This is a genomic window from Nocardiopsis sp. CA-288880 (assembly GCF_050955985.1).
Lineage (GTDB): Bacteria > Actinomycetota > Actinomycetes > Streptosporangiales > Streptosporangiaceae > Nocardiopsis > Nocardiopsis tropica.
The window spans coordinates 2346024-2370284 of record NZ_CP192105.1; the positions used below are offsets into that span (position 1 = coordinate 2346024).

The 24261-nt window shown below is 73.5% G+C and carries 20 protein-coding genes; 14 read left to right on the forward strand and 6 right to left on the reverse strand.

Annotated elements, in window-relative coordinates:
• Window positions 1-151: 151 nt before the first annotated feature.
• From ACQPYD_RS10165 to ACQPYD_RS10205, 9 genes are all read left to right on the forward strand, one after another.
• Window positions 152-358: a helix-turn-helix domain-containing protein gene (locus ACQPYD_RS10165; RefSeq protein WP_267949208.1), complete on the forward strand. Its 207-nt coding sequence runs from the start codon at window positions 152-154 to the stop codon at window positions 356-358.
• A 72-nt stretch (window positions 359-430) separates the two neighbouring features.
• Window positions 431-1270, forward strand: a complete 840-nt coding sequence (locus ACQPYD_RS10170; protein ID WP_433700737.1) for an enoyl-CoA hydratase/isomerase family protein — start codon at window positions 431-433, stop codon at window positions 1268-1270.
• Between the two features lie 419 nt (window positions 1271-1689).
• Window positions 1690-3333, forward strand: coding sequence for a DEAD/DEAH box helicase (locus tag ACQPYD_RS10175; protein ID WP_433700738.1), 1644 nt, complete (start codon window positions 1690-1692; stop codon window positions 3331-3333).
• Window positions 3334-3652: 319 nt separating this feature from the next.
• Window positions 3653-5257: an alanine/glycine:cation symporter family protein gene (locus tag ACQPYD_RS10180; protein ID WP_433700739.1), complete on the forward strand. Its 1605-nt coding sequence runs from the start codon at window positions 3653-3655 to the stop codon at window positions 5255-5257.
• A 293-nt stretch (window positions 5258-5550) separates the two neighbouring features.
• Window positions 5551-6633 carry a permease gene (locus ACQPYD_RS10185; RefSeq protein ID WP_433700740.1) on the forward strand — a complete coding sequence of 361 codons (1083 nt, stop codon included), beginning with the start codon at window positions 5551-5553 and terminating at the stop codon, window positions 6631-6633.
• Window positions 6630-7478, forward strand: coding sequence for a TIGR03943 family putative permease subunit (locus ACQPYD_RS10190; RefSeq protein WP_433700741.1), 849 nt, complete (start codon window positions 6630-6632; stop codon window positions 7476-7478). The genes ACQPYD_RS10185 and ACQPYD_RS10190 overlap by 4 nt, the downstream gene beginning before the upstream one ends.
• A 116-nt stretch (window positions 7479-7594) precedes the next feature.
• Window positions 7595-9001, forward strand: coding sequence for a sensor histidine kinase (locus ACQPYD_RS10195; protein WP_433700742.1), 1407 nt, complete (start codon window positions 7595-7597; stop codon window positions 8999-9001).
• Between the two features lie 13 nt (window positions 9002-9014).
• Complete coding sequence (locus ACQPYD_RS10200) at window positions 9015-10091, forward strand: AI-2E family transporter (protein ID WP_433700743.1); 1077 nt, start codon at window positions 9015-9017, stop codon at window positions 10089-10091.
• Window positions 10092-10115: 24 nt separating this feature from the next.
• The gene (locus tag ACQPYD_RS10205) at window positions 10116-10781 is read left to right on the forward strand and encodes a TVP38/TMEM64 family protein (RefSeq protein WP_433700744.1); all 666 of its coding nucleotides are present in this window, start codon (window positions 10116-10118) and stop codon (window positions 10779-10781) included.
• 39 nt (window positions 10782-10820) lie between these two features.
• On the opposite strand, the gene ACQPYD_RS10210 is transcribed toward ACQPYD_RS10205, so the two are convergent.
• Together ACQPYD_RS10210 and ACQPYD_RS10215 are read right to left on the reverse strand one after the other, a co-directional pair.
• Window positions 10821-12149 (reverse strand): ABC transporter substrate-binding protein, encoded by a 1329-nt coding sequence (locus tag ACQPYD_RS10210; RefSeq protein ID WP_433700745.1) that lies wholly within the window; start codon window positions 12147-12149, stop codon window positions 10821-10823.
• 472 nt (window positions 12150-12621) lie between these two features.
• Window positions 12622-13647: a LysR family transcriptional regulator gene (locus ACQPYD_RS10215; RefSeq protein WP_433700746.1), complete on the reverse strand. Its 1026-nt coding sequence runs from the start codon at window positions 13645-13647 to the stop codon at window positions 12622-12624.
• Window positions 13648-13882: 235 nt separating this feature from the next.
• Between ACQPYD_RS10215 and ACQPYD_RS10220 the strand changes: the two genes are divergently transcribed.
• Window positions 13883-15040 carry an acyl-CoA dehydrogenase family protein gene (locus tag ACQPYD_RS10220; protein WP_433700747.1) on the forward strand — a complete coding sequence of 386 codons (1158 nt, stop codon included), beginning with the start codon at window positions 13883-13885 and terminating at the stop codon, window positions 15038-15040.
• A gap of 296 nt (window positions 15041-15336) precedes the next feature.
• Here the strand turns inward: ACQPYD_RS10220 and ACQPYD_RS10225 are convergent, their stop codons facing one another.
• Entirely contained in the window at window positions 15337-16116 is a 780-nt protein-coding gene (locus ACQPYD_RS10225) for a 4'-phosphopantetheinyl transferase family protein (RefSeq protein WP_433702015.1), read from the reverse strand.
• Window positions 16117-16211: 95 nt separating this feature from the next.
• Between ACQPYD_RS10225 and ACQPYD_RS10230 the strand changes: the two genes are divergently transcribed.
• The 4 genes from ACQPYD_RS10230 to ACQPYD_RS10245 all read left to right on the forward strand — a co-directional run bounded on the left by ACQPYD_RS10230 (window position 16212) and on the right by ACQPYD_RS10245 (window position 18666).
• On the forward strand, window positions 16212-16346 hold the full coding sequence (locus tag ACQPYD_RS10230) for a hypothetical protein (RefSeq protein ID WP_433700748.1): 135 nt from the start codon (window positions 16212-16214) through the stop codon (window positions 16344-16346).
• Window positions 16347-16396: 50 nt separating this feature from the next.
• Entirely contained in the window at window positions 16397-17203 is an 807-nt protein-coding gene (locus ACQPYD_RS10235) for a DeoR/GlpR family DNA-binding transcription regulator (RefSeq protein ID WP_267949221.1), read from the forward strand.
• Between the two features lie 143 nt (window positions 17204-17346).
• Window positions 17347-18165 carry a polyprenol monophosphomannose synthase gene (locus ACQPYD_RS10240; protein WP_433700749.1) on the forward strand — a complete coding sequence of 273 codons (819 nt, stop codon included), beginning with the start codon at window positions 17347-17349 and terminating at the stop codon, window positions 18163-18165.
• A gap of 75 nt (window positions 18166-18240) precedes the next feature.
• On the forward strand, window positions 18241-18666 hold the full coding sequence (locus ACQPYD_RS10245; RefSeq protein ID WP_267949223.1) for a hypothetical protein: 426 nt from the start codon (window positions 18241-18243) through the stop codon (window positions 18664-18666).
• A 267-nt stretch (window positions 18667-18933) separates the two neighbouring features.
• Here the strand turns inward: ACQPYD_RS10245 and ACQPYD_RS10250 are convergent, their stop codons facing one another.
• The 3 genes from ACQPYD_RS10250 to ACQPYD_RS10260 form a co-directional block, all read right to left on the reverse strand.
• Window positions 18934-20559 (reverse strand): MFS transporter, encoded by a 1626-nt coding sequence (locus ACQPYD_RS10250; RefSeq protein WP_433700750.1) that lies wholly within the window; start codon window positions 20557-20559, stop codon window positions 18934-18936.
• 96 nt (window positions 20560-20655) lie between these two features.
• Entirely contained in the window at window positions 20656-23409 is a 2754-nt protein-coding gene (locus ACQPYD_RS10255; RefSeq protein WP_433700751.1) for an FtsX-like permease family protein, read from the reverse strand.
• A 3-nt stretch (window positions 23410-23412) separates the two neighbouring features.
• Entirely contained in the window at window positions 23413-24180 is a 768-nt protein-coding gene (locus tag ACQPYD_RS10260; protein ID WP_330159967.1) for an ABC transporter ATP-binding protein, read from the reverse strand.
• Window positions 24181-24261: the final 81 nt, after the last annotated feature.

Genomic DNA, 24261 nt, shown 5'->3' on the forward strand with positions numbered 1-24261 from the left:
CTTTTCGGACGACGTTTGCGGCGCTCCGAAACCCGGGCAGGGGAGGGGGCGCCCGGCGCGGCGCGCGGCGAATGTGGCGGGGCGTGAGCGCGATGCCGGATCATGGCAGGGATTCCAGAAGCGTTGACCGGACGACCCGGAGGAGTGGACTGTGGACGATGCGCTGAGGAAGGGCACCCGCGTGGCGGGGACGGACCGCTCCGAGCTCGCGGCCCAGCTCAAGCGGCGCTACGACTCGGGGGAGAGCATCCGCATGCTGGCGGCCGCCACCGGGCGTTCCTACGGTTTCGTCCACCGGCTGCTCAGCGAGGCCGGGGCCGAGCTGCGCGGCCGGGGCGGGGCGACCCGCAAGGCCTGAGGCCCCGCCCGCGCGACCGGTGGTTACCGATGGGTAATATCGAGGGTGACACCGAGCACGACGGAGGAACCCATGGCACAGGCGTCGAACGGGCCCGGGCGGCTGCCCACGGAAGCGGAGCTGACCCGGGCCGGACTCGGACTGGCCGTGGAGGGCCCGGTCGCCCGCATCACCATCAGCCGCCCCGAGCGGCGCAACGCGATGACCGGGCGCACCTGGACCACGTTGGCCCACATCGGCCAGACCCTCCCGGCCGATGTCCGAATCGTGGTGATCGCCGGCGAGGGCGACATCTTCTCGGCCGGGATCGACCTCGGCATGTTCACCCCTGAGGGAGTGGACGGCGAGCGCTCCATGGTCGGCGGCATCCTCGACGGCTCCTCCACCGGGGCCGACGTCGAGGAGTACATCGCCGGCCTCCAGGAGGGCTTCCTCTGGCTGCGCCGCCCCGACCTGGTCACGGTCGCCGCGGTCCGGGGCCACGCCATCGGCGCGGGCTTTCAGCTGGCGCTCTCCTGCGACCTGCGCATCCTCGCCGACGACGCCAAGTTCTGCATGAAGGAGCCCGCGCTCGGCCTCGTCCCCGACCTCACCGGGACCAAGCCGCTCGTGGACATCGTCGGCGTCCACCGCGCCGTCGAGATCTGCCTGACCGCCCGCCGTGTCGGCGCCCGGGAGGCCCGCGAGCTCGGACTGGCCGAGCTGGTCGTGCCCGCCGACGAACTCCCCGGCGCCGTGGACGACGTCGTCGCGGCGCTGCTCGCCACGGACGCCGAGGCGGCCGCCGCCACCAAGGCCCTCCTCCAGCAGGCCGCGGGCAACACGCTCGAGGAGCAGGCCGCGGCCGAACGCCGCGCGCAGGTCGCCCGCCTGACCGCCCTCGCCGGGACGATGGCGGCCGACAGCCGCTGACCCGCCGGACGCGGCGCCGCACCGCGCCGGCGCCGCGCCGTCCCCCCGGAGGGTGGGGGAGACCCGTATCACCGGTGAAAAACCCCCATCCCGTCCCCGTTTCCGGACGATGTCTAGTACGCTTCTGCAAGCGGTCGTTCAGTAATGCCGCGCGCATCCGAGCGCGCCGAGGCCGCACAAGACGCGGAGAGCGTGTCGACCCCGTCGGCGCCACTCTTGCCAGAAGAGTTGCTCGTACCCACTCAGTGGGATGCACCGAGCACAGGAGCCCCGAGAATCGAAGGGGTCCGCTTCCGCGTGTGATCAGGCGCGTTTGTGTGATTTCTTCGCTGGGTCCGCTGTGGCCGTGTGGAGCCTTCCTCGAAACGCCGCCAAACGATGAGGAAGGTACACGTCACTTGACGACGGACACTGCCGTAATGCCCGCTTTCGACTCCCTGGGGCTGCCCCAGGACATCGTCGACGAGCTGGCCAAGAACGGTGTGACCACCCCGTTCCCGATCCAGGCCGCCACCATTCCCGACGCCATCGAGGGCCGCGACGTCCTCGGCTGCGGTCGTACCGGATCGGGCAAGACCCTGGCCTTCGGCCTGCCGGTCCTGATGCGCGCCGCAGAGCGCCGCGCCGCCGCCAACCGCCCCAGGGCCCTGATCCTGGTGCCCACCCGCGAACTCGCCCACCAGGTGCGCGACGCCCTTCGCGGTTACTCCCGCGTCGTGGGCGTGCGCGTCGGCGACGTCGTCGGCGGCAGCTCCTACACCCGCCAGATCAACGAACTGCGCCGCGGCGTCGAGGTCCTCGTCGCCACCCCGGGCCGCCTCAGCGACCTCATCGACCAGGGCGCCTGCGACCTGAGCGACGTCGAGGTCTCCGTGCTGGACGAGGCCGACCAGATGTGCGACATGGGCTTCATGCCGCAGGTCAGCGAGCTCCTCGACCAGGTGCGCCCCGACGGCCAGACGCTGCTGTTCTCGGCCACGCTCGACGGCGACGTCGACAAGCTGGTCCGCAAGTACATGAACGACCCGCAGACCCACTCCGTGGACCCGCCGGTCTCCCAGGTCACCGCCATGGAGCACCACCTGCTCAAGGTGCTGCCCCGTGACAAGAACAAGATCATCACCCAGATCGCCGCGCGCGACGGCCGCACGATCCTGTTCGTGCGCAGCAAGTACCGCGCCGACGCCATCAGCGAGCAGCTGGCGGCGGCGGGCGTGCCCTGCGCGTCCCTGCACGGCGGCAAGACGCAGAGCGTGCGCACCCGCACCCTCGCCAAGTTCCGCGAGGGCAAGATCCAGGCGCTGGTCGCCACCGACGTCGCCGCCCGCGGCATCCACGTCGACGGCATCGACATGGTCGTCAACATCGACCTGCCCACCGGGCACAAGGACTACCTGCACCGCGGAGGCCGCACGGCCCGCGCCGGCGCCTCCGGCCTGGTCGTCTCCCTGGTCGCGCCCAACCAGCGCCGCATGGCCCGCCGACTGCTCAGCGACGCCGGCGTCGACGCCAAGCAGCACCTGGTCAACCCGGGCGACGAGCTGCTCACCGAGGTGACCGGGGCCAAGGAGCCCTCCTGGGAGCCGTGGATCGAGCCGCCGGAGCCCGTGCGCGAGCGCCGCGGACGCGGCGGCCCCCGCCGTGGAGGCTACGGCGGCGGTGGCGGCGGCTACCGCGGCGGCAGCGGCGGCGGCTACCGCGGTGACCGCAGCGGCGGTGGCGGCGGCTACCGCGGCGGCGCCGGCAGCGGCGGCGGCTACCGGGGCGACCGCCCCCGCACCGACCGCGGCGAGGGCGGCGGTTTCCGTGAGGGCGAGCGCCCCCGCGGCGAGGGCGGCGGCTACCGCGGCGGCGAGCGCCGCGAGTACGCCCCGCGCTCCGAGGGCGGCTACCGCGGTGACAACCGCGGCGGCGGCGGTTTCCGCGGCGGCGACAACCGTGGCGGCTACCGCGGTGACCGCAGCGGCGGTGGCGGCGGCTACCGCGGCGGCAGCGGCGGTGGCGGCGGCTACCGGGGCGACCGTCCCCGCACCGACCGCTACGACTCCGCCCCGCAGCACTAGGGTGTGAACGGACCCGGGCCCGGCAGGATCTCCTGCCGGGCCCGAGCCTTTTCCGGGGTTGTACACCTCTCTCGGACAGCGGCGCCCGCACGGGTCCGGGTCCCGGGACGGGGCGGTCGGACGGGGGCCGCCGCGCCCGGACGGCCACGGGGCGGGCGCCGCCGCGCGGCCACGGGGTCCGCCCGGGGATGGTGACCCATTACGGTCCTTTACCGCCCCTTCGCGTGTCCGAATCTCCCGGAACCGCAGGGGGCGTGGACAGTTGCGGGACAGCCCCGATGTCGCACTCGGGACCACCACGCCGCCTGAAGGGGAATGCGTGAACGTCCTCAACGTCCTTCTCGTCACCGTCAACGACTTCTTCTGGAGCTACCTCCTCATCCCGCTCCTGGTCGTTCTCGCCGTCTACTTCACGGTGCGGTCGGGCTTCGTGCAGCTGCGCCTGCTCCCCGAGATGTTCCGGGTGCTGCGGAGCAGCCCGGGGACGGCGCCCGACGGCGGCAGGGAGATCTCGTCCTTCCAGGCCTTCGCGATCTCCGCCGCCTCCCGGGTGGGGACGGGGAACATCGTCGGCGTGGCCACCGCGATCATGCTCGGCGGGCCGGGCGCGGTCTTCTGGATGTGGGCCATGTCCTGCGTGCTGGGGGCCGCGGCGTTCGTGGAGTCGACGCTGGCCCAGCTGTACAAGGTGCGCACCGACACGGGGTTCCGGGGCGGGCCCGCGTACTACATGCTGCACGGGCTGGGCCAGAGGTGGATGGGCGCCCTCTTCGCGGTCCTCATCACCGTCACCTTCAGCCTCGTCTTCAACTCCGTGCAGGCCAACAGCATCACGGGCGCCATCTCCACCTCCGTGCAGGAGCTGGGCGCGCCCACCGGCTGGTTCCTGAGCGTCCTGGTCGGGCTGGCGCTGGTCGGGCTGACCGCCGCCGTCGTCTTCGGCGGGGTGCGGCGCATCGCGACGGTCGCCCAGGCGCTCGTCCCCCTCATGGCGATCCTCTACATCCTCCTCGGCCTGGCCGTGGTGGTCCTCAACATCGGCGAGCTGCCCCGGGTCGTCGGCGACATCTTCGCCTCCGCGTTCGGGCTGCGCGAGTTCACGGCCGGCGGCGTGGGCGCGGCGCTCGTGCAGGGCATGCGGCGGGGCATGTTCTCCAACGAGGCGGGCCTGGGGTCCGCCCCCAACGCCGGAGCCACCGCGTCGGTCTCCCACCCCGCCAAGCAGGGGCTCGTGCAGACCCTCGGCGTGTACTTCGACACCTGGCTGGTGTGCTCGGTGACCGCGTTCATCGTCCTCGTGTACAACCCCGACTTCACCACCGAGACCGGGGCCGAGGTCACCCAGCGGGCGCTCCAGTCCTCCCTGGGGGCCTGGTCGGTGCACGCCCTCACGGTGATCCTGTTCCTGCTGGCCTTCACCTCCGTGCTGGGCAACTACTACTACGGCGAGTCCAACCTCCGGTTCCTGGACGCCGACCCGCAGCACATGACCTACTTCCGCTACGCGGTGCTGGCCGCGGTGTTCATCGGCTCCGTGGCGCCGCTGACGCTGGTGTGGAACCTCGCCGACATCTCCATGGGCGTCATGGCGACCGTGAACCTCGTGGCGCTGGCGCCGCTGTCGGCCGTCGCCTTCCGGCTGCTGGGCGACTACAGCCGCCAGCTGCGCAACGGGCTCGACCCGCAGTTCACGCTGTCCAAGATGCCCGACCTGCGGAACGTGGAGTGCTGGGGGCCCGCGTCCGGCTCCCTTCCCGACGACGTCCAGCGCGGGGAGGGGGAGGCGCCCGGCGACCCGGCCTCGGCGCTGGCGGAGCGGGACGCGGACACGCGGGACGGCGGGGCGGGCGGAGCCCACGAGGACCCCGGCGCGGAGGGGGACCCCTCCGACGACGGCCGCGACGAGGGCCCCGGGGAGCGCTAGCCGCGTCCTGACGGATTCCGGGCCGGTCCCGGGCGGGTGCCCGCGGCGCAGGTCCCCGGACGCGCCGCGGGCGCCCCCGCTCCGGGGCGGGCCCGCCGCCCGCGTCCCCGGCTCCGCGGGCGCCCGCCGCCACCTCCTCCCGGCAGGACGGGGGCGGATCCCCGGGGCACGCCGGACGGGCCCGTTCCCGCTCCCGGGGGACGGCCGTCCACAGGAAGTGCCGGGTCGTCCCGGGCGAAAACGATTTTCGGTACTATGCGTGAAGATCCCGCCCGACCACCACGGAGACCGACGTGCCCGACCGGACCACACCGGCCACCGAACCCGGCCCGCCCCCGAGCAGCTCGCTCGGCGACTCCCTCGCCGGGGGGTGGTCCGACCGCGGCGATGAGCTCCCCCCGGAGGACTGGGGACGCGCGCAGGGCCGCCGCAGGACCGGGACGGTCTGGCTGTTCGCCCTGTTCATCACCGCGATGGCGCTGGGGCACGCCTGGATCTCCGACGAGCTGACCAGCCAGGCCTTCCTCGCGTGGGCCACGATCTTCACCGCGATCAGCTTCCAGGCACTGCCCTTCCTGGTGTTCGGGGTGGCGCTGTCCGCCGCGCTCACCGCGTTCGTGCCACCCTCGGCCTACCAGCGGTTCATCCCGTCCAAGCCCAGCCACGCCGTGCCGGTCGCGGGGGCCTCCGGGGCACTGCTGCCCGGCTGCGAGTGCGCCTCGGTGCCCATCGCCGGAAGCCTCATCAAGGGCGGGGTCGCCCCGGCCGCCGCGCTCACCTTCCTGCTGGCGGCCCCCTCCATCAACCCGGTCGTCATGATCGCCACGGCGGTGGCCTTCGCCGGGCAGCCCGAGATGATCCTCGCCCGGTTCGTGGCCTCCCTGCTGGCGGCCGTGGTCATCGGATGGATCTGGGTGCGCTTCGGCCGTGCCGACTGGCTGCGCCTTCCCGCGCACAACCACGCCCCCGGGGCCTCCCGGTGGCAGGTCTTCCGCGAGTCGATGCTGCACGACATGATGCACGCGGGCGGCTACCTGGTGGTCGGGGGCCTGGCCGCCGCCACCCTCAACATCATGGTGCCCCGCGAGTGGCTGCTGGCGGTCGCCGGGATGCCGGTGGTCTCGGTCCTCGTGCTCGCCCTCCTGGCCATCCTGCTGTCCATCTGCTCCGAGGCCGACGCGTTCGTCGCCGTCAGCCTCACCGACTTCTCGCCCACGGCCAAACTCGCGTTCATGGTGATCGGGCCGATCGTCGACCTCAAGCTCCTCGCGATGCAGGCGGGTGTGTTCGGCTGGCGCTTCGTGGCCCGCTTCGCCCCCCTGTGCCTGCTGGTCGGCCTGCTCAGCACGTTCCTGATCGGAGGACTGATCCTGTGAACCGCATCGCCCAGGGGCTCACCCTGGTCCTGCTCGGCGCGGCCGCGCTGACCAGCACGATCCCCACCGACCTCTACCTCAACTGGGTCAAGGCGGGCTTCGGCCCCTTCCTCATCGCCGCAGGCGTGGCCATGGTCCTGCTCGGCGTGCTCGTCATCGCCGCCGAGCTGCGCGGTGAGGACGGAGCGGAGGAGGAGCACGGGCACGGGGCGGACGCCGAGGCCGTCGCCGCTGGGAACACGGTGTCGGCGCGGGAGAGCGCGTCCGCGGTGGAGAGGGACTACGAGGAGGCGTACGGGCGCGGGCGCGGCCACCAGGGGCACGACCACTCCCGGGCGCCCGGCGTCGCGTGGCTGCTCCTGCTGCCGGTGCTCGCCGTGTTCGTCGTCGCCCCGCCCGCGCTGGGCTCCTACACGGTGGAGGCCACCTCCGGCTCCTCCGGGCCGCCGCCGGAGGACCGGCGCTCGGGCGCCTTCGACGACGGGGTCGAGGAGGCCGCTCCGGGCGAGGTCGTCTCCATGGACATCCGCCAGTTCGTGATGCGCGCCTGGATCGACGAGGACCGCCTGCTGGTGGGCCAGGAGGTCGAGCTCACCGGGTTCGCGGTGCCGGAGAAGGACGGCGACGGATGGTACCTCGCCCGCCTCCAGATGGCCTGCTGCGCCGCCGACGCCGTCGTGAACAAGGTGTACATCTCCAACGAGCCCGCGCCCGAGGCGGACACCTGGTGGACGGTGCGCGGCACCTGGGTGGAGCCCGAGGGCGAGCTCTCCGAGGTGAGCCAGCACGAGTTGACGGCCCTGGATGTCCAGGAGGTCACCAACCCGCCGGACCCCTACGAGTAGCCCCTGGAGGGTGTCCGGTTCCTCCCTGAGTCGGATGATGGCCCCTCTCCTGCTCACTCTTCGCCACACCGTTCACCATTCGCCGGTTTATGGTCGCACTGAGTGACAATGGGCGGGTGTCAGAGCGGAGCGACGGAAGCCGGAGAGGGTGGGGCCGACTGCGCCCCCGGTCGATCCGTGCCAGGGTCACCACCGGGGCCGTGGTCACCCTGATCCTGATCACCGGCCTGTCGCTCTCCCTCAGCAGCTTCCTGATCCGGGAGATCTCGCTGACCCAGGCCAGGGACCAGGCGGACGACGAGGCCCGCCAGGTCTCCGAACGGATCGCCACCGAGCGCTACCAGGGCGCGATCCCCGACGGCGAGACGGTCCTGCGCGTGCAGGTCGTCGACCAGGACACGGGCGAGGTGCTCGCGGCCACCGACGCGATGGAGGGCAAGCCCCCGGTGACGGACAAGCGTCCGAGGCCGGGAGACTTCCGCCTCCAGACCACCGTCTGCGGCGACATCGCGGGCCCCGAGACCAGGGACTGCCTGCTCGTGGTCGGGTACGGCCTCACCGACTCCGCCTACGGCGAGGTACTGGTCCTGTCGGCGGCGAGGTCGCCCAGCATCCTGGGCACGTCCCTGATCGAGGCCGTCCTGGTGGGGACCTCCATGGCCTTCCTCGTGATCACCGCGACCGTCATCTGGTTCTGGGTCGGGCGTGCGCTGCGGCCGGTGGAGAGGATCAGCGACCAGCTCGACAAGCTCTCCGTCACCGACCTGAACCGCAGGCTCCCGGTCCCCGGGACCCACGACGAGATCGCCCACCTGGCCCGTACGGCCAACGCGAGCCTGGCACGGCTCGACGAGGCGGTCACCCGGCAGAGGCGGTTCGTCTCCGACGCCTCGCACGAGCTGCGCAACCCCATCGCCGGGATGCGCACCAAGCTGGAGGTCGAGCTCTCCGACCCCGACCCCGACGCCCGCTCGCGCGAACTGCTGCTCACCGGCCTGCTCTCCGACACCGAGAGGCTGGAGAACATCGTCTCGGACCTGCTCGAACTCGCCCGCCTGGACAAGGACGTGGCCCGCGAACGGGAGGAGGTGGACCTGGAGGCGCTCATCAGGGAGGAGTTCGTCGACGAGCGGCGCCACCCCGCGCTGCGGGTGCACTCCTCCGGGCCCGTCCGGGCGACCGTCAACCGGCTCCGACTGGTCCGCGTCCTCACCAACCTGGTCGCCAACGCCGAACGCCACGCGCGGTCCAGGATCGACGTCGTCGTCGAGCGGGACGGCGACGCGGCCGTGGTGGAGGTCCACGACGACGGGGCGGGGATCCCCTCCATGGACCGCGAACGGATCTTCGAGCGGTTCGCGCGGCTCAAGGAGTCGCGCGAGCGCGACCCGGGCGGGAGCGGGCTCGGCCTGGCCATCTCGCGCGAGATCGTCCAGTCCCACGGAGGCAGCCTCGTGGCCGGGCACAGCGACCTGCTGGGCGGCGCGGTCTTCACCCTCCGCGTCCCCGACACGGACGAGTAGTCGGGACAGGGACATGCCACCCGGAAGCGGACTGACCGCTCTGCCCGCGGGCGGGGACGGACCGAGGCACCCCAACTACTTCCTCCTCGGGTTCGTCGGCGCCCTGGGCGTCCTCACCGCCTGGCTGCTCGTCGAGGCGCTGATCGGGGTCCGCGCGGTCCTGGTGTACATCCTCGTCGCGCTGTTCCTCGCGGTCGGGCTCAACCCCGTGATCGAGGGGTTGCGCGACCGCGCGCGCATGCCGCGCTGGGGGGCCGTCCTCACGGTGTGCCTGGCGATGGTGCTCTTCGCCGCCGTGTTCGTCTGGGCGATCGTGCCCCCGCTCACCGAACAGGCGGCGAGCTTCGCCGCGAGCCTTCCGGACACGGTGGACAGCCTCCGGCGCACGCCGTTCTTCGCGGACCTGGAGCGGCGCTACGACGTCCTGGACCGGCTCGAGGGCCTGGTCACGGCCCCCGATTTCGGGCAGCAGCTCTTCGGAGGGCTGGTCGGCGTCGGGCAGGTCGTGTTCAACACCCTGTTCGCCACGTTCACGGTGTTCATCCTGACGCTGTTCTTCATGGCGTCGCTGCCCGGGATCCTGGACGTGTCCTACCGGTTCGTGCCCCGCTCCAGCCGCGACGGGGTGCGCCGGATCGGCGACGAGATCGTCCGGCGCATCGGTGCGTTCATCGCGGGCCAGCTGGTGGTGGCGGCCTTCGGCGGGGTGGTGGCGTTCTTCTTCCTGTGGGCTGTCGGCTCGGCCTACGCCCTCACCCTGGCGCTCGTGGTGGCGGTGACCGCGCTCATCCCGCTGGTGGGCACCACCATCGGCGCGCTGGCCGCTTCCGCGGCGGTGGCCCTGGAGAGTCCGCTGCTGGGACTGGTCACGCTGGTGTTCTTCCTGGTCTACCAGCAGATCGAGAGCTACGTGATCTCGCCGCGGGTGATGCGCCACGCGGTGGACGTGGCGCCGACCGCGAACATCACCGCCGCGCTGGTCGGCGGGACGCTGCTGGGGCTCGTCGGCGCGCTCCTGGCGATCCCCACGGTGGCGGCGCTCACGATCATCCTGAAGCAGGTGGTGTTCCCGCGCCTGGAGCGCCGCTGACGCGGCGCGGCATAGGCTTCCGGGATGGGGGAGGGGACGGGCGGCGGAGGCGGGCGCGGGGCGCGGGTGTCGCGGTTCGTGCTGCTCGCGGCCTGGGCGGCGGTGGTGGTGTTCGCCCTGCTCCACGTGCCCGGGGCGGACGCCCTGCGGAGCCGGGTGGAGGGGGCGGGCGCGGCCGGCCCCGCGGTCTACCTGGTCGTGTACGTCGTCGCCGTCTTCGCGCTGGTGCCGCGGCCGGCCCTGAACGCCCTGGCGGGACTGGTGTTCGGGTTCCCGCTCGGCCTCGCGCTGGCCCTGGCGGGCGGTGTGTGCGCGGCCCTGGCCCAGTTCGCGGTGGCGCGGCACGTGGCGGGCGACGCGGTGGCGAGGCGGCTGCCCCCGGGCATTCGCGCGCGGCTGGACGCCCTGGTGGGCGGTCACGCGTTCGTGGCGGTGCTCCAGCTGAGGCTGTTGCCGGTGGTGCCCTACCAGGCGGTCAACTACGGTCTCGGGCTGGCCCGGGCGGGCGTGTGGCCCTTCGCGGCGGGCACGTTGGCGGGTGCGGTCCCCGCGACGGCGGCGCTGGTGCTCGTCGGGAGCGGGGGAGCCGACCTGGGCGTGCCGGTGACCGTGGCAGGGGTGCTGCTCACGGTGGTGGTCGGCGCCGCGTGGTGGCTGCGGGCACGGTCCGCGGCGCGGGCCGGGGGGTGACGGCGGCGGCCCCGGGCAGGGACCGCCGCCCGTCCCGCCCTATCCGCCGGAGGCGCCGTCGAAGAGGGCCACCTCGTCGGGGGCGGGGCGTTCCAGCTCGAAGGGGAGGATCTCCCCGCCGTCGCTGTCGGTGACCATCGGCTCCTGGAGGACCTCGGGTTCCTCCCCGGCCCTGTTCCGCACCACCATGACGCCGGAGTACCCGCTGTGGTCGTCCTCGGTGGCCACGAACGGGACCAGGCCCGGGCCGGTCCACTCGTTGGCGTGCAGGGTGTCGACCAGGTTCTGCCGGGTCAGGTCGGGGCCGACCTCCATCAGCAGCTGGGCGAACAGCGTCGCCTGCACCATGCCGTACACGGTCGTGTCGGTGAACGGTGTGCCCTCGTTGTACTCCTCGTGGATCTCCAGGTAGAACTCGGTCCACGGGTCCTCGCGCTGGGCCGCCATCGGCAGGAACGCGGTGATGATGAGCCCGTCCGTGAAGGACTCGGGCGGGACGTCCTCGGCGGCGGTGCCCTCCGCGTACTCCTCGACGAGCCCGGTGATGATCTCCACGTCCCCGCCGAAGCTGGGGGCGACCCACTGCGGGGTGTACCCGATCGAGGCGGCCTCCAGGATGGCCATGCCCAGGAACGCGGGGATGCAGTAGCAGACGGCGATGTCGGCGCCGGACGCCTTCAGCTCGGCGACCTGCCCGTCGAGCTCGGGGACCCCGGGGTCGTAGGACTCCCAGGCCACGATCTCCTCGGTGAGGTACTGCTCGATCCCGGCGTGGGAGGAGGGGCCGACGTCGTCGTTCTGGTACAGCAGGCCCACGTCGTCACCGGGGAAGTTCTCCGCGATGAAGCTGCCCTGGACCTTGGCCTCCTTGGAGTAGTCGACCTGGAACCCGTAGCTGTAGGGGTAGACCTCCGGCTGGTCCCAGGCGAGGGCGCCGGACGAGACGAAGAGGTCGGGGACGCCCTCCTCGTTGAGGTCGTCGATCACCGCCTCGTGGGTCGGCGTCCCCAGGCCGCCGAGCATCGCGAAGATCTCCTGGTCCTCGATGAGGGTCTCGGTGGCCTCCATCGTCTGCGCGGGGTCGAACGCGTCGTCCTGGACCTGGTACTGGATCCGGCGCCCGTGGATGCCGCCGTTGTCGTTGATGTAGTCGAACACCGCGCGGGCGCCCGTGGACACGTGGCGGAACCCGGGGGAGGCCGGTCCGGTGAGGGGCTGGTGCGTGCCGATGACGACGGCGTCGTCACTGACCCCCCGGGTGTCGGCCTCGAGGGCCGCGGCTTCCTCCTCCGCGGTCCGTCCGCCGGAGCAGGAGGAGACGAGAACCGCGACGGCGAGTGCCGAGGCGATGGTGCTCAGTGGTCGCATGAATGGTGTCCTGGACTAGGTCGCGCCTGATCAGACTGGGTGGGTAGCCCCTGGGGGAGTAGTGGGCGGATGGGGGAGAGGAAAACGGGGGGAAACCCTACTGGCGGGTACGTTACTTGCGAGTAAACACCATACGCGTGTCGCACGCCACTGCAACCCGAGCGGGTGCCGCGCGTACCGCGGGCACCGTGGCCGGGTGCGGGCGCAGGGGCGGCCCCGTACGGGATCGCGGTCCGTGACCGGTGTCCGGCGCGCCGTCGCAGGCGTGGGGCGCGCGGGAACCGTGGCGCGGATCACCGCGCGGCGGGCGCGTGGACGCGGTCGCGGGGCCGTCGCGCGGGGCGGGGCCCGTGCCCGCTCTCCCCGGCCGGAACGCCCGGCCGCTCGGGGCCGCTTCCGACGGACGCGGCGCCCACCGCGGTCGGAGGGCCGCCCTGTCCGGTCGCTCCCGCGGGCCTCCGCCGGGGCGGGGTCAGCTGTCGGGCCGGTCGGACGTCCGTCCGCCGGAGGGGCCGGCCAGGGCACGGGGCGCGCCGTCGCCGGGGGCGGCGCCGCTTCCGGCGCCGGTGGCGACGGCCTCGACCGAGCTGACCGAGCCCGCGGGCCGGGGAGCCCCCCGCAGGATCTCGCGCGCCAGCCGCGCGACGGCGTCGGAGGCCTGGTGCACCGCGCTGTCGCGCCGCCAGACCAGGAGGTGCCGCAGCTGTATGGGCGCGCCCTCCAGCGGACGTATCACCACGTCCTCGCCGGTGTCGAAGTCGGACTGGCAGGGGGCGATCGCCCGGCGGTCGGCGATGAGGTCGCGGATCTCCGACCGGTCGTAGAGCCGGTAGGGCACCTCGGGGGTGAAGCCCGCGCGCTGGCAGGCCAGGTAGAAGCACTCGGGCCATCCGGTGCCGTCCGGAGGGGTCAGCGCCCACGGGGACTCGGCCAGGTCGCCCAGCCGGATCAGTGTCTGGTGCGCGCGCGGGTGTTCCGCCCACAGGGCCACGTGCAGCGGTTCCACCGAGAGCATCGCCCAGGCCAGCGGGCCGTCCGTGGACAGGTCGCGGTCCACGTAGTCGATGGTGGTCCCCAGGTCCAGGCGCCCGGCGCGGACCAGGTCGGTGACCAGTTTGGGGGAGTACTCGGTGCGCACGTGCACGGGGACGTTCGGGAAGACCTCCGGGAGCCGCGCCGACAGCTCGATGGTCAGCGGCCCGACGCCGCCCACGCGGAGCGTGGAGGGGGAGGCCCCGCGCGCGGTGATGTCGTGCAGCAGGTCGTCCATGGAGAGCAGGACCGAGCGCGCGCGGACCAGGACGAACTCCCCGAGCTCGGTCGGGCGGACCCCCGAGCGCCCGCGGTGGAAGAGGGGTCCGCCGACCTCCCGCTCGATCCGCTGGAGCTGCGTCGTGAGGGCGGGCTGGGACGTGGAGAGCGCCGCGGCCGCCTTGGTCACGCTGCCGGTGTCGGCCAGGAGGCAGATGGTGCGCAGGTGGCGGAGTTCGAGGTCCATGCGTGGAATCTAGGACGGGGAGGGGGCTCGTGTACAGACGTGCTGTCGCGGAGGCCGCTGCGAGTCGGGCCGTCCAGGGGATCGGGGGTCCGATTCCCCTTTGTCGAGAGGCGGGCGCCCCGGGCCTCGTGCGCGCCCGCGCCTTGGGATAGGGTGCCGCTCGTCACCATATAGTTGGACGTCCTACTACATCCAGTCGTTGGATGGGGCCGGCGCGGAACCGTGGGAGAGGCTCATGGCGGTCGAACGCATGCTGCACACACCCGAGGCGGAACAGCTTCTCGATCTGACCGGGGAGATCGTCGACAAAGAGCTCGCCCCCCGTGCCTCCCAGGACGAGGAGGAGGGGGTCTTCCCCCGGGAGGTCTTCCGGCTCCTGGGCGGGGCCGGCCTGCTCGGGCTCCCCTACCCCGGCGAGTACGGCGGCGGGGACCAGCCCTACGGGGTCTACCTCCAGGTGGTGGAGGAACTGGCCCGCGGGTGGCTCGCGGTGGGGCTGGGCGTCAGCGTCCACACCCTGTCCTGCTACCCGCTCGCGGCCTTCGGCAGCGAGGAGCAGAAGGCCGCCCTCCTGCCCGCCATGCTCGGCGGCGACCTCCTCGGCGCCTACTGCCTCTCCGAGACCGCGTCCGGGTCCGACGCCGCCGCCATGACCACCCGCGCCGAGCCGGTGGAGGGCGGATACCGGCTCAACGGCGCCAAGGCGTGGATCACCCACGGCGGCGAGGCCGACTACTACTCCCTCTTCGCCCGCACCGGCGCGCCGGACTCGGGGGCGCGGGGGATCAGCTGCTTCCACGTCCCGGACGGCACCCCGGGGCTGGGCTCGGCGCCGCCCGAACGCAAGATGGGCATGCGCTCCTCCCCGACGGCCGGGGTCCTCCTCGACGACGTCGGGATCGGGGCCGACGCCCTGATCGGCGAGGAGGGCCAGGGGTTCGGCATCGCCCTGTCCGCGCTCGACTCCGGCCGCCTGGGCATCGCCGCCTGCGCCGTGGGCGTCGCCCAGGCCGCCCTCGACGCCGCCGTGGCCTACTCCCGGGAGCGCCGCCAGTTCGGCAGCGCGATCGGCGACTTCCAGGGCGTCGGCTTCATGCTCGCGGACATGGCCACGCAGATCGCCGCCTCCCGCGCCCTGTACCTGTCCGCGGCCGCGCTGCGCGACGCCGGCCGGCCCTTCGGCAGGCAGGCGGCCATGGCCAAGCTGATGGCGACCGACACCGCGATGCGGGTCACCACCGACGCGGTCCAGGTCTTCGGGGGCTACGGGTACACGCGCGACTTCCCCGTCGAGCGCTACATGCGCGAGGCCAAGGTGCTCCAGATCGTGGAGGGCACCAACCAGGTCCAGCGCCTCGTGATCAGCCGCCACCTGGCCAAGGAGGGGAGCTGACCGGACGGCGGGCCCGGCGGCCGGTCCCGTCGCACCGGCGCGAGGGGCCCCTGCCCCGGTGACCCCGTACCCGTGGCCGGTCACGGGTACGGGGCAGGGGCGGCGGGGCCGGACCCCCGGCCACGGCCCGGGGTGCTCTCGGTCGGCTCGGCGCCTGCGCCGATCGCCGCGGGCGGTCGCCGGGCCCTCTCCCGCAGGACGGGGCGCGGAGGCGGGCCCGGGGCGGCTGTCCGGGCGCGGGCGGCGCGGCGAGAGGCGGTCCGGGGGCCGTGAGCCCGGGACCCGCCGGCCACGGCCTAGGAGCGGAGCAGCCCCGCCGTGTCCCCGGCGGTGCGCACCACGGGCTCCAGAGGCCCCGGGGCCAGCGCGGCCAGCGCCGAGCGGTACCCCTCGGCGCACTCCAGGTCGGTCAGGGCCGCGGACTCCGGGCCGCCGCCGCCCTCCCAGGAGAGCAGCGCCGCGTCGTCGTGGGGAGGGCTCACCAGGACCCTGCGCAGACCGCCCGACAGGCCCAGACCGGTCGCCTTGAGGAGGGCCTCCTTGCGCGCCCAGTACCGGAAGAAGGCGCCGACCCGGTCCTCGGGGGCCAGGCGCTCCCAGGCCGCGTGCTCGGGCGCGGCCAGCGTGTAGCCCGCCAGCCCCGCCAGGTCGCGGGCCTCGGAGACCCGTTCGACGTCGACCCCCACGGGCACGCCCTCGGAGACGGCGAGGACGACCCACTCGCCCGAGTGGCTGACCGAGACCTCCCACCCCTGGGCGGGCCCGGAGGGGAGCGGCTTGCCGTGCGGAGCGGCGTCCCCGGGGCCCGCGCCGGTGCGCTCCTTCTCCTCGCACGAACGGCAGCGCAGGTCGAAGGCGACCTTCTCGGGCGGGCAGCCGGCCCGGTCCGCCAGGACCAGGCGGGCCATCGAACGGCCCAGCAGGTGCCGGTCGCGGTCGGCCTGGTGGCGGAAGCGGGCGTTGCGCGCCCGTTCCTCCTCGTCCAGCAGGCGCAGCAGGCGGTCGTCGGCGGTGGAGGTGTGGGCCCACCAGACCTCGTGGGCCGGGGGCGCGGGGTCGAGCTTCATGCTCCTCATTGTCACCCGACTTTCCCCGCGTTGGGTGGTGTGAGGTCAACCCAAACCGGGAATTCGGTTAATGGCAGGTCAGCCCGTCCCCTGGGGAGGCCCGAATGTCTGTCTTCGTGTTGTTCGGAGCAGGTGCGCTCATCGGCCTGGTCGCGCTGACGGCGGTCGTCATCGTCACCCTCCTGACCGAGAAGCCCGAGGCGGAGCAACCCGCGGCCCGGGACCGGTCCGTACTCTAGAGCGGCGCGGGACCACGCCCGTGCGTTGGCACGGGTGAAGGTGGGTCCACATGGCCGAGGAAAGCCGTCCGGCGTTCGCCGCCGAGCGACGGGAGCGCATTCTCGAACTCGTGCGCGCCAACGGCACCATGTCCTTGCGCGACATCGCCGCCAAGGTCCGCGCCTCGGAGGTCACCGTCCGCCGCGACGTGCGCGCGCTGGAGGCCGAGGGGGTCGTGGACCGCCGGCGCGGCGGGGTCGCCCTGCCCGGCCGGATCGGCCACGAGCAGAGCTACTCCGGCAAGAGCGGCCAGTGCGCCGCGGAGAAGGCCGCGATCGCGGTGGCCGCCGCACGGCTGGTCCGCCCCGGCGACGCCATCAGCATCGGCCCCGGCAGCACCGCGGAGGCCTTCGCCAAGGAGCTCCTCACCCGCCACGACCTGACCGTGGTCACCAACTCCCTGCGCGTCGCCGACGTCCTCGCCGAGGCCGCGCGGGTCGAGGTGGTGGTGACCGGCGGCACCCTGCACGGACCGATACGGGCGCTGGTCGGGGCGGCGGCGGAGGTGAGCCTGTCCGGGCTCCGCGTCAACCGGGCCTTCCTCTCCGGCAACGGGGTCAGCGCCGACCGGGGGCTGAGCACCCCCAACCCCGCGGTGGCCAGCGTCGACCGCGCGCTGGCGGCCTGCGCGGACGAGACCATCGTCCTGGCCGACCACACCAAGATCGGCGCCGACACCATGGTGCCCACCGTCGCCCCGGAGGAGATCGCCCACCTCGTCACCGACAGCAGCGCCGACCCCGAGGTGCTGATGACCCTGGAGGAGCTGGGGGCACTCGTCCACGTCGCCGTGGTCGCCGACGAACGGGGCGAGTGAGACCGCCCCGCCGCGACCGGTCGGAAGGACCGCGTACCCTACCGTTCACGCCCATTGCGCTGTCGGCGCCCGGTGCGTGATCCTGGGCCCACCCCAGTCCGCCCTCCCGACCGACCGCCGCCCATACGCAGGAGCCGCCGCGCATGCCCTCACAGCCGACGCCGCCGCACGTCCCGTCCGAACCGGTGCGCGTCACCCCCGAGCCCGTGGCGCTCCCCGAGCCCTGGGCGGACTCGCGCCTGACGGTCGTCGTCCCCACCTACGACGAGGCGGCCAACCTCCCCGTGCTGGTCGGGCAGCTCATGAGCCTGGACCTACCCCGCCTCAGGGTCGTGGTCGTGGACGACAACTCCCCGGACGGCACCGGCGAGGTCGCGGACAAGCTCGCCGTCGAGTTCCCCGGGCGGGTCGGCGTCCTGCACCGCACCGCCAAGGACGGCCTCGGCCGCGCCTACGTGGAGGGCATGAACCGCGCCCTGGAGGAGGGCGCCGACTACGTCGTGCAGATGGACGCCGACCTCAGCCACCCGGTGGGCTACGTCCCGCAGCTCCTGGGCACCCTGCACTCCACCAACGCCGGGGTGGTCATCGGCAGCCGCTACGTGCCGGGCGGGAGCCTCTCCGAGCAGTGGGGCGTGCGGCGGCGCCTCCTCAGCGGCTGGGCCAACGCCTACGTCAAGGCCGTGCTGTCCATCCCCGTGCGCGACGTCACCGCCGGGTTCAAGATCTGGCGGGCCTCGGCGCTGCGCGTCCTCGACCTGCCCAGCATCGAGAGCACCGGCTACGCCTTCCAGGTGGAGATGCACTACCGGGCCCACCGCAGGGGCCAGAAGATGATGGAGATCCCCATCCACTTCGAGGACCGCGTCGCCGGCGAGAGCAAGCTCGACGGCGCCGTCGCCCTGGAGGCCGCCCTGCGCCCTCTGCGCCTGCGTCGTGCCGAGAGGTCCCGCAGGCGCTAGCTCCGGCCCGCCTTCCTTCACATCCGCTCGCTCGTCTGAGAGCATCGGTGGAAACGTGGGAAGGGGGAGAACACAGTGACCGAAGAGCCCTATGACGTGGACACCGACATGGGTGACGACCCCGAGGAGAGCGAGGCCGCCGAGCTCGAGCGGCGTATCGAACCGGATTACGACATCCAGGAGTACGACTTCGAGGATGACGACAGCCGGGGCGAGCGGGGGATCAGCGAAGCGGTCCGGGACGAGCGCAACGACGTGTACCCGCGGCAGAGCTGGGGCGGGGAGACCCGGAGCGCCGAGGAGGAGGCCGTCAACGAGATCGACGACGGGTACTCCCCCGACGTCGGCGAGGGCGCGGCGGTGAGGAGTCCTCACCCCGGTGAGGCCGACGCCCACCGGGCCGACGCGCACGGCGCGGACGAGCGCGACCGCACCGCGGACCCGGCCGGCTACGTGCCCGACGCGGAGGACCCCAAGGACACCGGGGCCCCGGACGCCTGATCCGGGACCCGTGGCGGGGGACCGGTGCCCGGCCGGCCCGGCCCGGGACCGGCCCGCCGTATCCGGCCGGCGCCACGCGGCCGTACCCCTCGAGGCCCCGGCAGGCCCTCCGGCCGCCGGGGCCGCGCGCTGCCCCGGCCCGGCGGGCGCCCTCCCCGGCGGCGCCCCGGGGTCCCACACGCGGTCGGCCCCCGGCCCCGTGTCCCTCGGGAGGACGGTGCGCCCCGAGACCGGGGGAGGGGTCCGGGGACTCGCGCGCAGCGTCCCTCAGGAGGGCGTCGCGCCCGGCCCCCGGCCGTCCGGGACCTCCCCGGCCGTCGAGCCCGGGCACGAGCGCAGCGGCGGCCCCGCCACACCGCAGAACCGCACCGGCCGGTCGTCGGCGCGCGGGGCCGCGGCCCCCTCGGCCGCCGCACCGCGTTCGGCCGCCGCACCGCGTTCGGCCGTCTCCGCCGCCTCGGGCATCCGCCCGCGCGGCAGCGCCAGCGCGCACAGGGAGGCCAGGACGCACAGGCCCGCCAGGATCAGCATCGCCGGGCCGAACCCCTGGGCGATCTCCGCCGACGCGGCGCCCGACCCGGATTCCTGGCTCCCGGAGCCGCCGATCCCCGCCAGGACGGGGACCGCGGCCACGCCGATGAGCTGCGCGGCGCGCGCGAACGTGTTGTTCACCCCCGACGCCAGCCCCGCGTGCCGCTCGGACACCGAGGCGAGCACCGTCGCCGTCAGCGGCGCCACCGTCGTCGACAGCCCCAGCGCCACCAGGAGGACCCCGGGGAGCACCCCCGTCAGGTAGGGCGCGTCCGGGCCCAGGCGGGACAGCAGCACGAACCCCGCGGCCAGCAGCAGCGGGCCCGCCACCAGCTGGGTCCGCGGGCCGATCCGGGCGGCGAGCTTGCCCGACCGCGCGGAGAGGGCGAGCATCAGGAGCGTGATCGGCAGCGACGCTGCCCCCGCCGCGACCGGCGAGTACCCGGCCACCTCCTGGAGGTGGATGACCAGCAGGAACAGGAGGGGGCCCAGCGATCCGTAGATCAGCACCGTCGCCGCGTTCGTCACGCTGAACGAGGCGGAGGAGAAGATCCCCAGGGGCAGCATGGGGTTCGCGGTGCGCGCCTCCACCGCGAGGAAGGCGCCCAGGGACAGCACGCCGACCACCGCGCCGGTCCACACGGCCGGGGTGCCGCCGACCGCGCCCCACTGGATCAGCGCGTAGGTGATCCCGCCCAGGGCCACGACCCCCAGCAGCGCGCCCGGGTAGTCGAGCTTCCGGGAGGCCCGGGCGTCGCGCGACTCCGGCACCTTGAACCAGGCGATCGCCAGCACCGCCGCGGCGAGCGGCAGGTTGATGAGGAAGATGAGGCGCCAGTCGCCGATCTGCACCAGCCAGCCGCCCACGAACGGCCCCACCGCGGAGGCCACCCCGGTCAGCCCGGACCACGCCCCGATCGCCCGCGCGCGGTCCTGCTCGCGAAAGCCCGCCTGGAGGATGGCCAGGCTCCCCGGCGTGAGCAGGGCGCCTCCCACGCCCTGCACCACGCGTCCGGCGATCAGCCACTCCAGGGTGGGCGCGAACGTGCACAGCGCCGACGCCAGGGCGAACACGGCCACGCCCGCCATGAACAGACGGACCCTGCCGAACCGGTCCGACAGGGAGCCGCTGAGCAGGATGAGCGCGGAGAGCGTCACCATGTAGCCGTTGACGATCCACTGCAACCCGGACAGCCCCGTGCCCAGGTCCTCCTGGACGGCGGGCAGCGCCACCGTCACCACCGTCGAGTCGAGGAAGGCCATCCCCGAGCCGAGCACGGTGGCGGTCAGCATCCACCGGGCGGCCGGCGTCCCCCAGGCCACCGCGCCGCTCGTCGCCGGTACCGAAGCAGATCCAGCCACAGCACACACCCCCGGTCCACAGTACGGCGCGGACCCCCGCCCGGAGGCGGGGGTCCGCGTCTCTTGTCCCCGAGTTGTGCAGGATGTGACCTGCGCCTACTCGCTGGCGAGCGCCCCCGTGATGGAGGCCCCGGCGGCCCGGCGGGCGGGCAGCACCGACGCCAGCAGGCCCGCGAGCACGGCCACGGCGATGAACACCGCGATCTGCCCGGCCGGAACGGTGAGCACCATGTCGGGCAGGGTCGCCGCGCCCGCCGCCCAGCCGAACACCACGCCCAGCACGATGCCGATGCCGGCGCCGATCAGGCACAGCAGGACCGCCTCGACGCCCAGCATCCGGCGCAGCTGCCCCTTGGCCAGGCCCAGCGCGCGCAGCAAGGCGGACTCGCGGGTGCGCTCCAGCACCGACAGCGCCATCGTGTTGGAGATGCCGAACACCGCGATGACGATCGCCAGGCCCAGCATCGCCGCGATGGTGTAGAAGGCGATGTCCATCATGTCCGAGAACTGGTTCTTCATCTCGGCCACCGACATGACCTGCATGGTCGGGTGGTCGTCCACCGCCGTGTAGACGGCGTCGCGCACCTCGGAGGCGTCGGCGCCCTCGGCCGCGCGGACGTAGACCATCTCGCTGTCGGTGGTGTCGGGGAACAGCGTGGCGAAGTCCTCCGGGGAGACGACCGCGCCCCGCAGGGTCTGGGCGTCGGCCAGGACCGCGGCGATCTCCAGGTCGACCCCGCCGTCCGGGGACGGCAGGGAGAGGGTGTCGCCCACACCCAGACCGTCGGCGAACCCCTCGGAGACCAGCACCTCGCCGGGACCGAACCCGGAGATCTCGCCCTCGACGGCCTCGCCGGTGATGTCGACGCCGAGCTCGGCGCCGTCGTAGGTGCTGACGGGGAGCGAGCCCACGGGGGAGGCGCCGTAGCCCTCGACCGTGCCTCCGCGCTGGGCGATCACCTTGTCCAGGAGGGGGCTCTCCGCGAGGGCGTGCTCGACCGCGGTGGGGACGAGGGGCATGCCGGTCCCGTCGGACGCGGACGTGTCGGCCCCCTCCTCCGGGGAGGTCCCGCCGTCCTCGGCCGCGCCGTCCTCGGCCGGGGCGCCGTCGACCGGGCCCTCGCCCTCCTGCCCCTCCTGCGCGCCGTCGGGCGGGGGCTGCACGGTGTCCTCGGCCGGGGCGCCGTCCTCCGCGGGGGCCTCCTCGGCGGCGGTGTCGCCGCCGGAGGCGCCGTCCATCGAGTACTGGGCGCTGACCTGGTAGTCCACCGGGAACTGCTCGTCGAGCATCCGGGTCATGGTGGTCTCCAGGGAGGCGCTGACCACCGAGTAGCCGGTGATGAGCGTGGCGCCCACCGTCAGGGCGATCATCGCGGTGGCGGCCCTGCGCGGACTGCGGGTGGAGTTGTCCACCGCCAGCATGCTCGGCACGCCGACCCTGCGCAGCGGGACGCCGACCAGGCGGACGATGCCGCGCACCAGGAGCGGGCCCAGCACGACCACGCCCACGAAGGCGATGAGGGCGGCCGCCGTCACGATGACCGGCCCCAACTGGTTCGGGCCGGACACCTGGGTCAGGGTCACCAGCGCGGCCGAGACCAGGAAGGTCAGCAGGCCGAACACGACGCGCATCCACCCGGTGCCCTTCTCCAGGCCGCCCGCGGTCGCGCTGGTGCGCAGCGCGGCCAGCGGCGGGACCCGGGTGGCGCGCGTGGCCGGGACCAGGGCGGAGCAGACGGTCACCACGGTGCCGACCGCCAGGCCCACGACCACGGCGACCGGCGTGATCACCACGGGGACCGAGCCGCCCATGCCCAGCAGCGGGCCGCCGAACGCCGCACCGGCCATGCCGATGCCGACGCCCGCCAGGACGCCGAGGGCGGAGGCGATCAGCCCGACCGCCACCGACTCCAGCAGGACGGACCGGAACACCTGGCCCCGCTTGGCGCCGACGCAGCGCAGGAGGGCCATCTCCCGCTGGCGCTGGGCGATGAGGATGGCGAAGGTGTTGTAGATGACGATCCCCGCCACGAACATGGCGATGAACGCGAACAGCAGCAGCGCGGTCCGCATCATCGCGGTGTCGCCGCCGGCGGACTCGGCCATCTCCAGGCCGAAGGCCTCACCCGTCTGCACCTCCGCGCTGTCGCCCAGCAGGGCCGCGACGGCCTCGGCCGCCTGCTCGTCGGTGTGGCCCTCCGAGGCGAGCACGTCGATCTCGGTGTAGCCGGCGGCGCCGGTCATCTCCCCGACGGTGTCGGGGGAGAAGACGAGCGCGCCGCCGTAGCTGTAGCCCGGGTCCACGCCGAAGTCGACCAGGCCGGTCACGGTGAACTCGCGCTCCTCCTGCGCGGGGTCGAGCACCGTCACCGTGTCGCCGACCCCGAAGCCCGCCTGCTCGGCGGTGGAGCCGGCCAGGGCCAGCTCGTCGGGGCCCCCGGGCAGCTCGCCCTCGGCCGCGGAGAAGCGGCTGGGCTCCCCGATGGAGATGGCGGCGGGCGGCATGAAGCCGAACGCGCGGCCGTCACGGTCCAGGAGCACGGCCTGTCCGCTGACGATGCCGTCGGCCGCGGCCACCTCGGGCAGGGCCCGGACGCCGTCCAGCTGGGCGTCGGTCAGCGGTTCCGGCTCCGAGGGCTCCGCCGGGTCCTCCGGCTCCTCCGCGGTGGGGACCGCGATCGCGTCGACGCTGGTGGCGGAGCCCATGACGGACTTCTCGTAGTTGGCGTTGAGCGTGTCGGCGAACACCATCGTGCCCGAGACGAACATGACGCCTAGCAGGATGGCCATCACCGTGGTGACGTACCGGGACTTGTGCATCCGCAGCCCGGCGAGTGTGGTGCGCAGCATGGATCAGACCTCTTCCAGCTTCAGCAGCCGCGCGGAGACCAGTTCGGCGGTGGGCTCGAGGACCTCGTCCACCAGGCGGCCGTCGCGGAGGAACACCACGCGGTCGGCGTAGGAGGCCGCGACGGGGTCGTGGGTGACCATGACGATGGTCTGGTGCAGGTCGCGGGCGGAGCCGCGCAGGAAGGCCAGGACCTCCGAGCCCGAACGCGAGTCCAGGTTGCCGGTGGGCTCGTCGGCGTAGACCACCTCGGGGGCGTTGAGCAGGGCACGGGCGACGGCCACGCGCTGCTGCTGCCCGCCGGAGAGCTTCGCGGGCAGGTGGTGGAGCCGGTCGCGCAGCCCGACCACGTCAACGATGTGCTCGAAGCGCTCCTTGTCGACCGCGCGCTTGGCGATCTGGGAGGGCAGCAGGATGTTCTGCTCGGCCGTGAGCATCGGCAGCAGGTTGAACGACTGGAAGATGAACCCGATCCGGTCGCGGCGCAGCAGGGTCAGCTCGGCGTCGCGCAGACCGGTGATCTCGGTGCGCCCCAGGTGCACGGTGCCGGACGTCGCCACGTCCAGCCCGGCCAGGCAGTGCATCAGCGTGGACTTGCCGGAGCCGGAGGGGCCCATGATCGCGGTGAACGCGCCCCGGTGGAACTCCACGTCGACCCCGGCCAGGGCGTGGACCTTGCTGTCGCCGGTGTCGTAGGTCTTGGTGAGGCCCCGCGCGACCACGACCGGTGGCGAGGCGACCGGGGGGACGGTTTTCACAGTGGACTCGGTCACGACAGACAGCTCCAGAGACGGTGGGACGACGGATGTGCGGGGAGTGGTTGATCGGTGTTGCCCGCCGGGGGACCTCTCGTC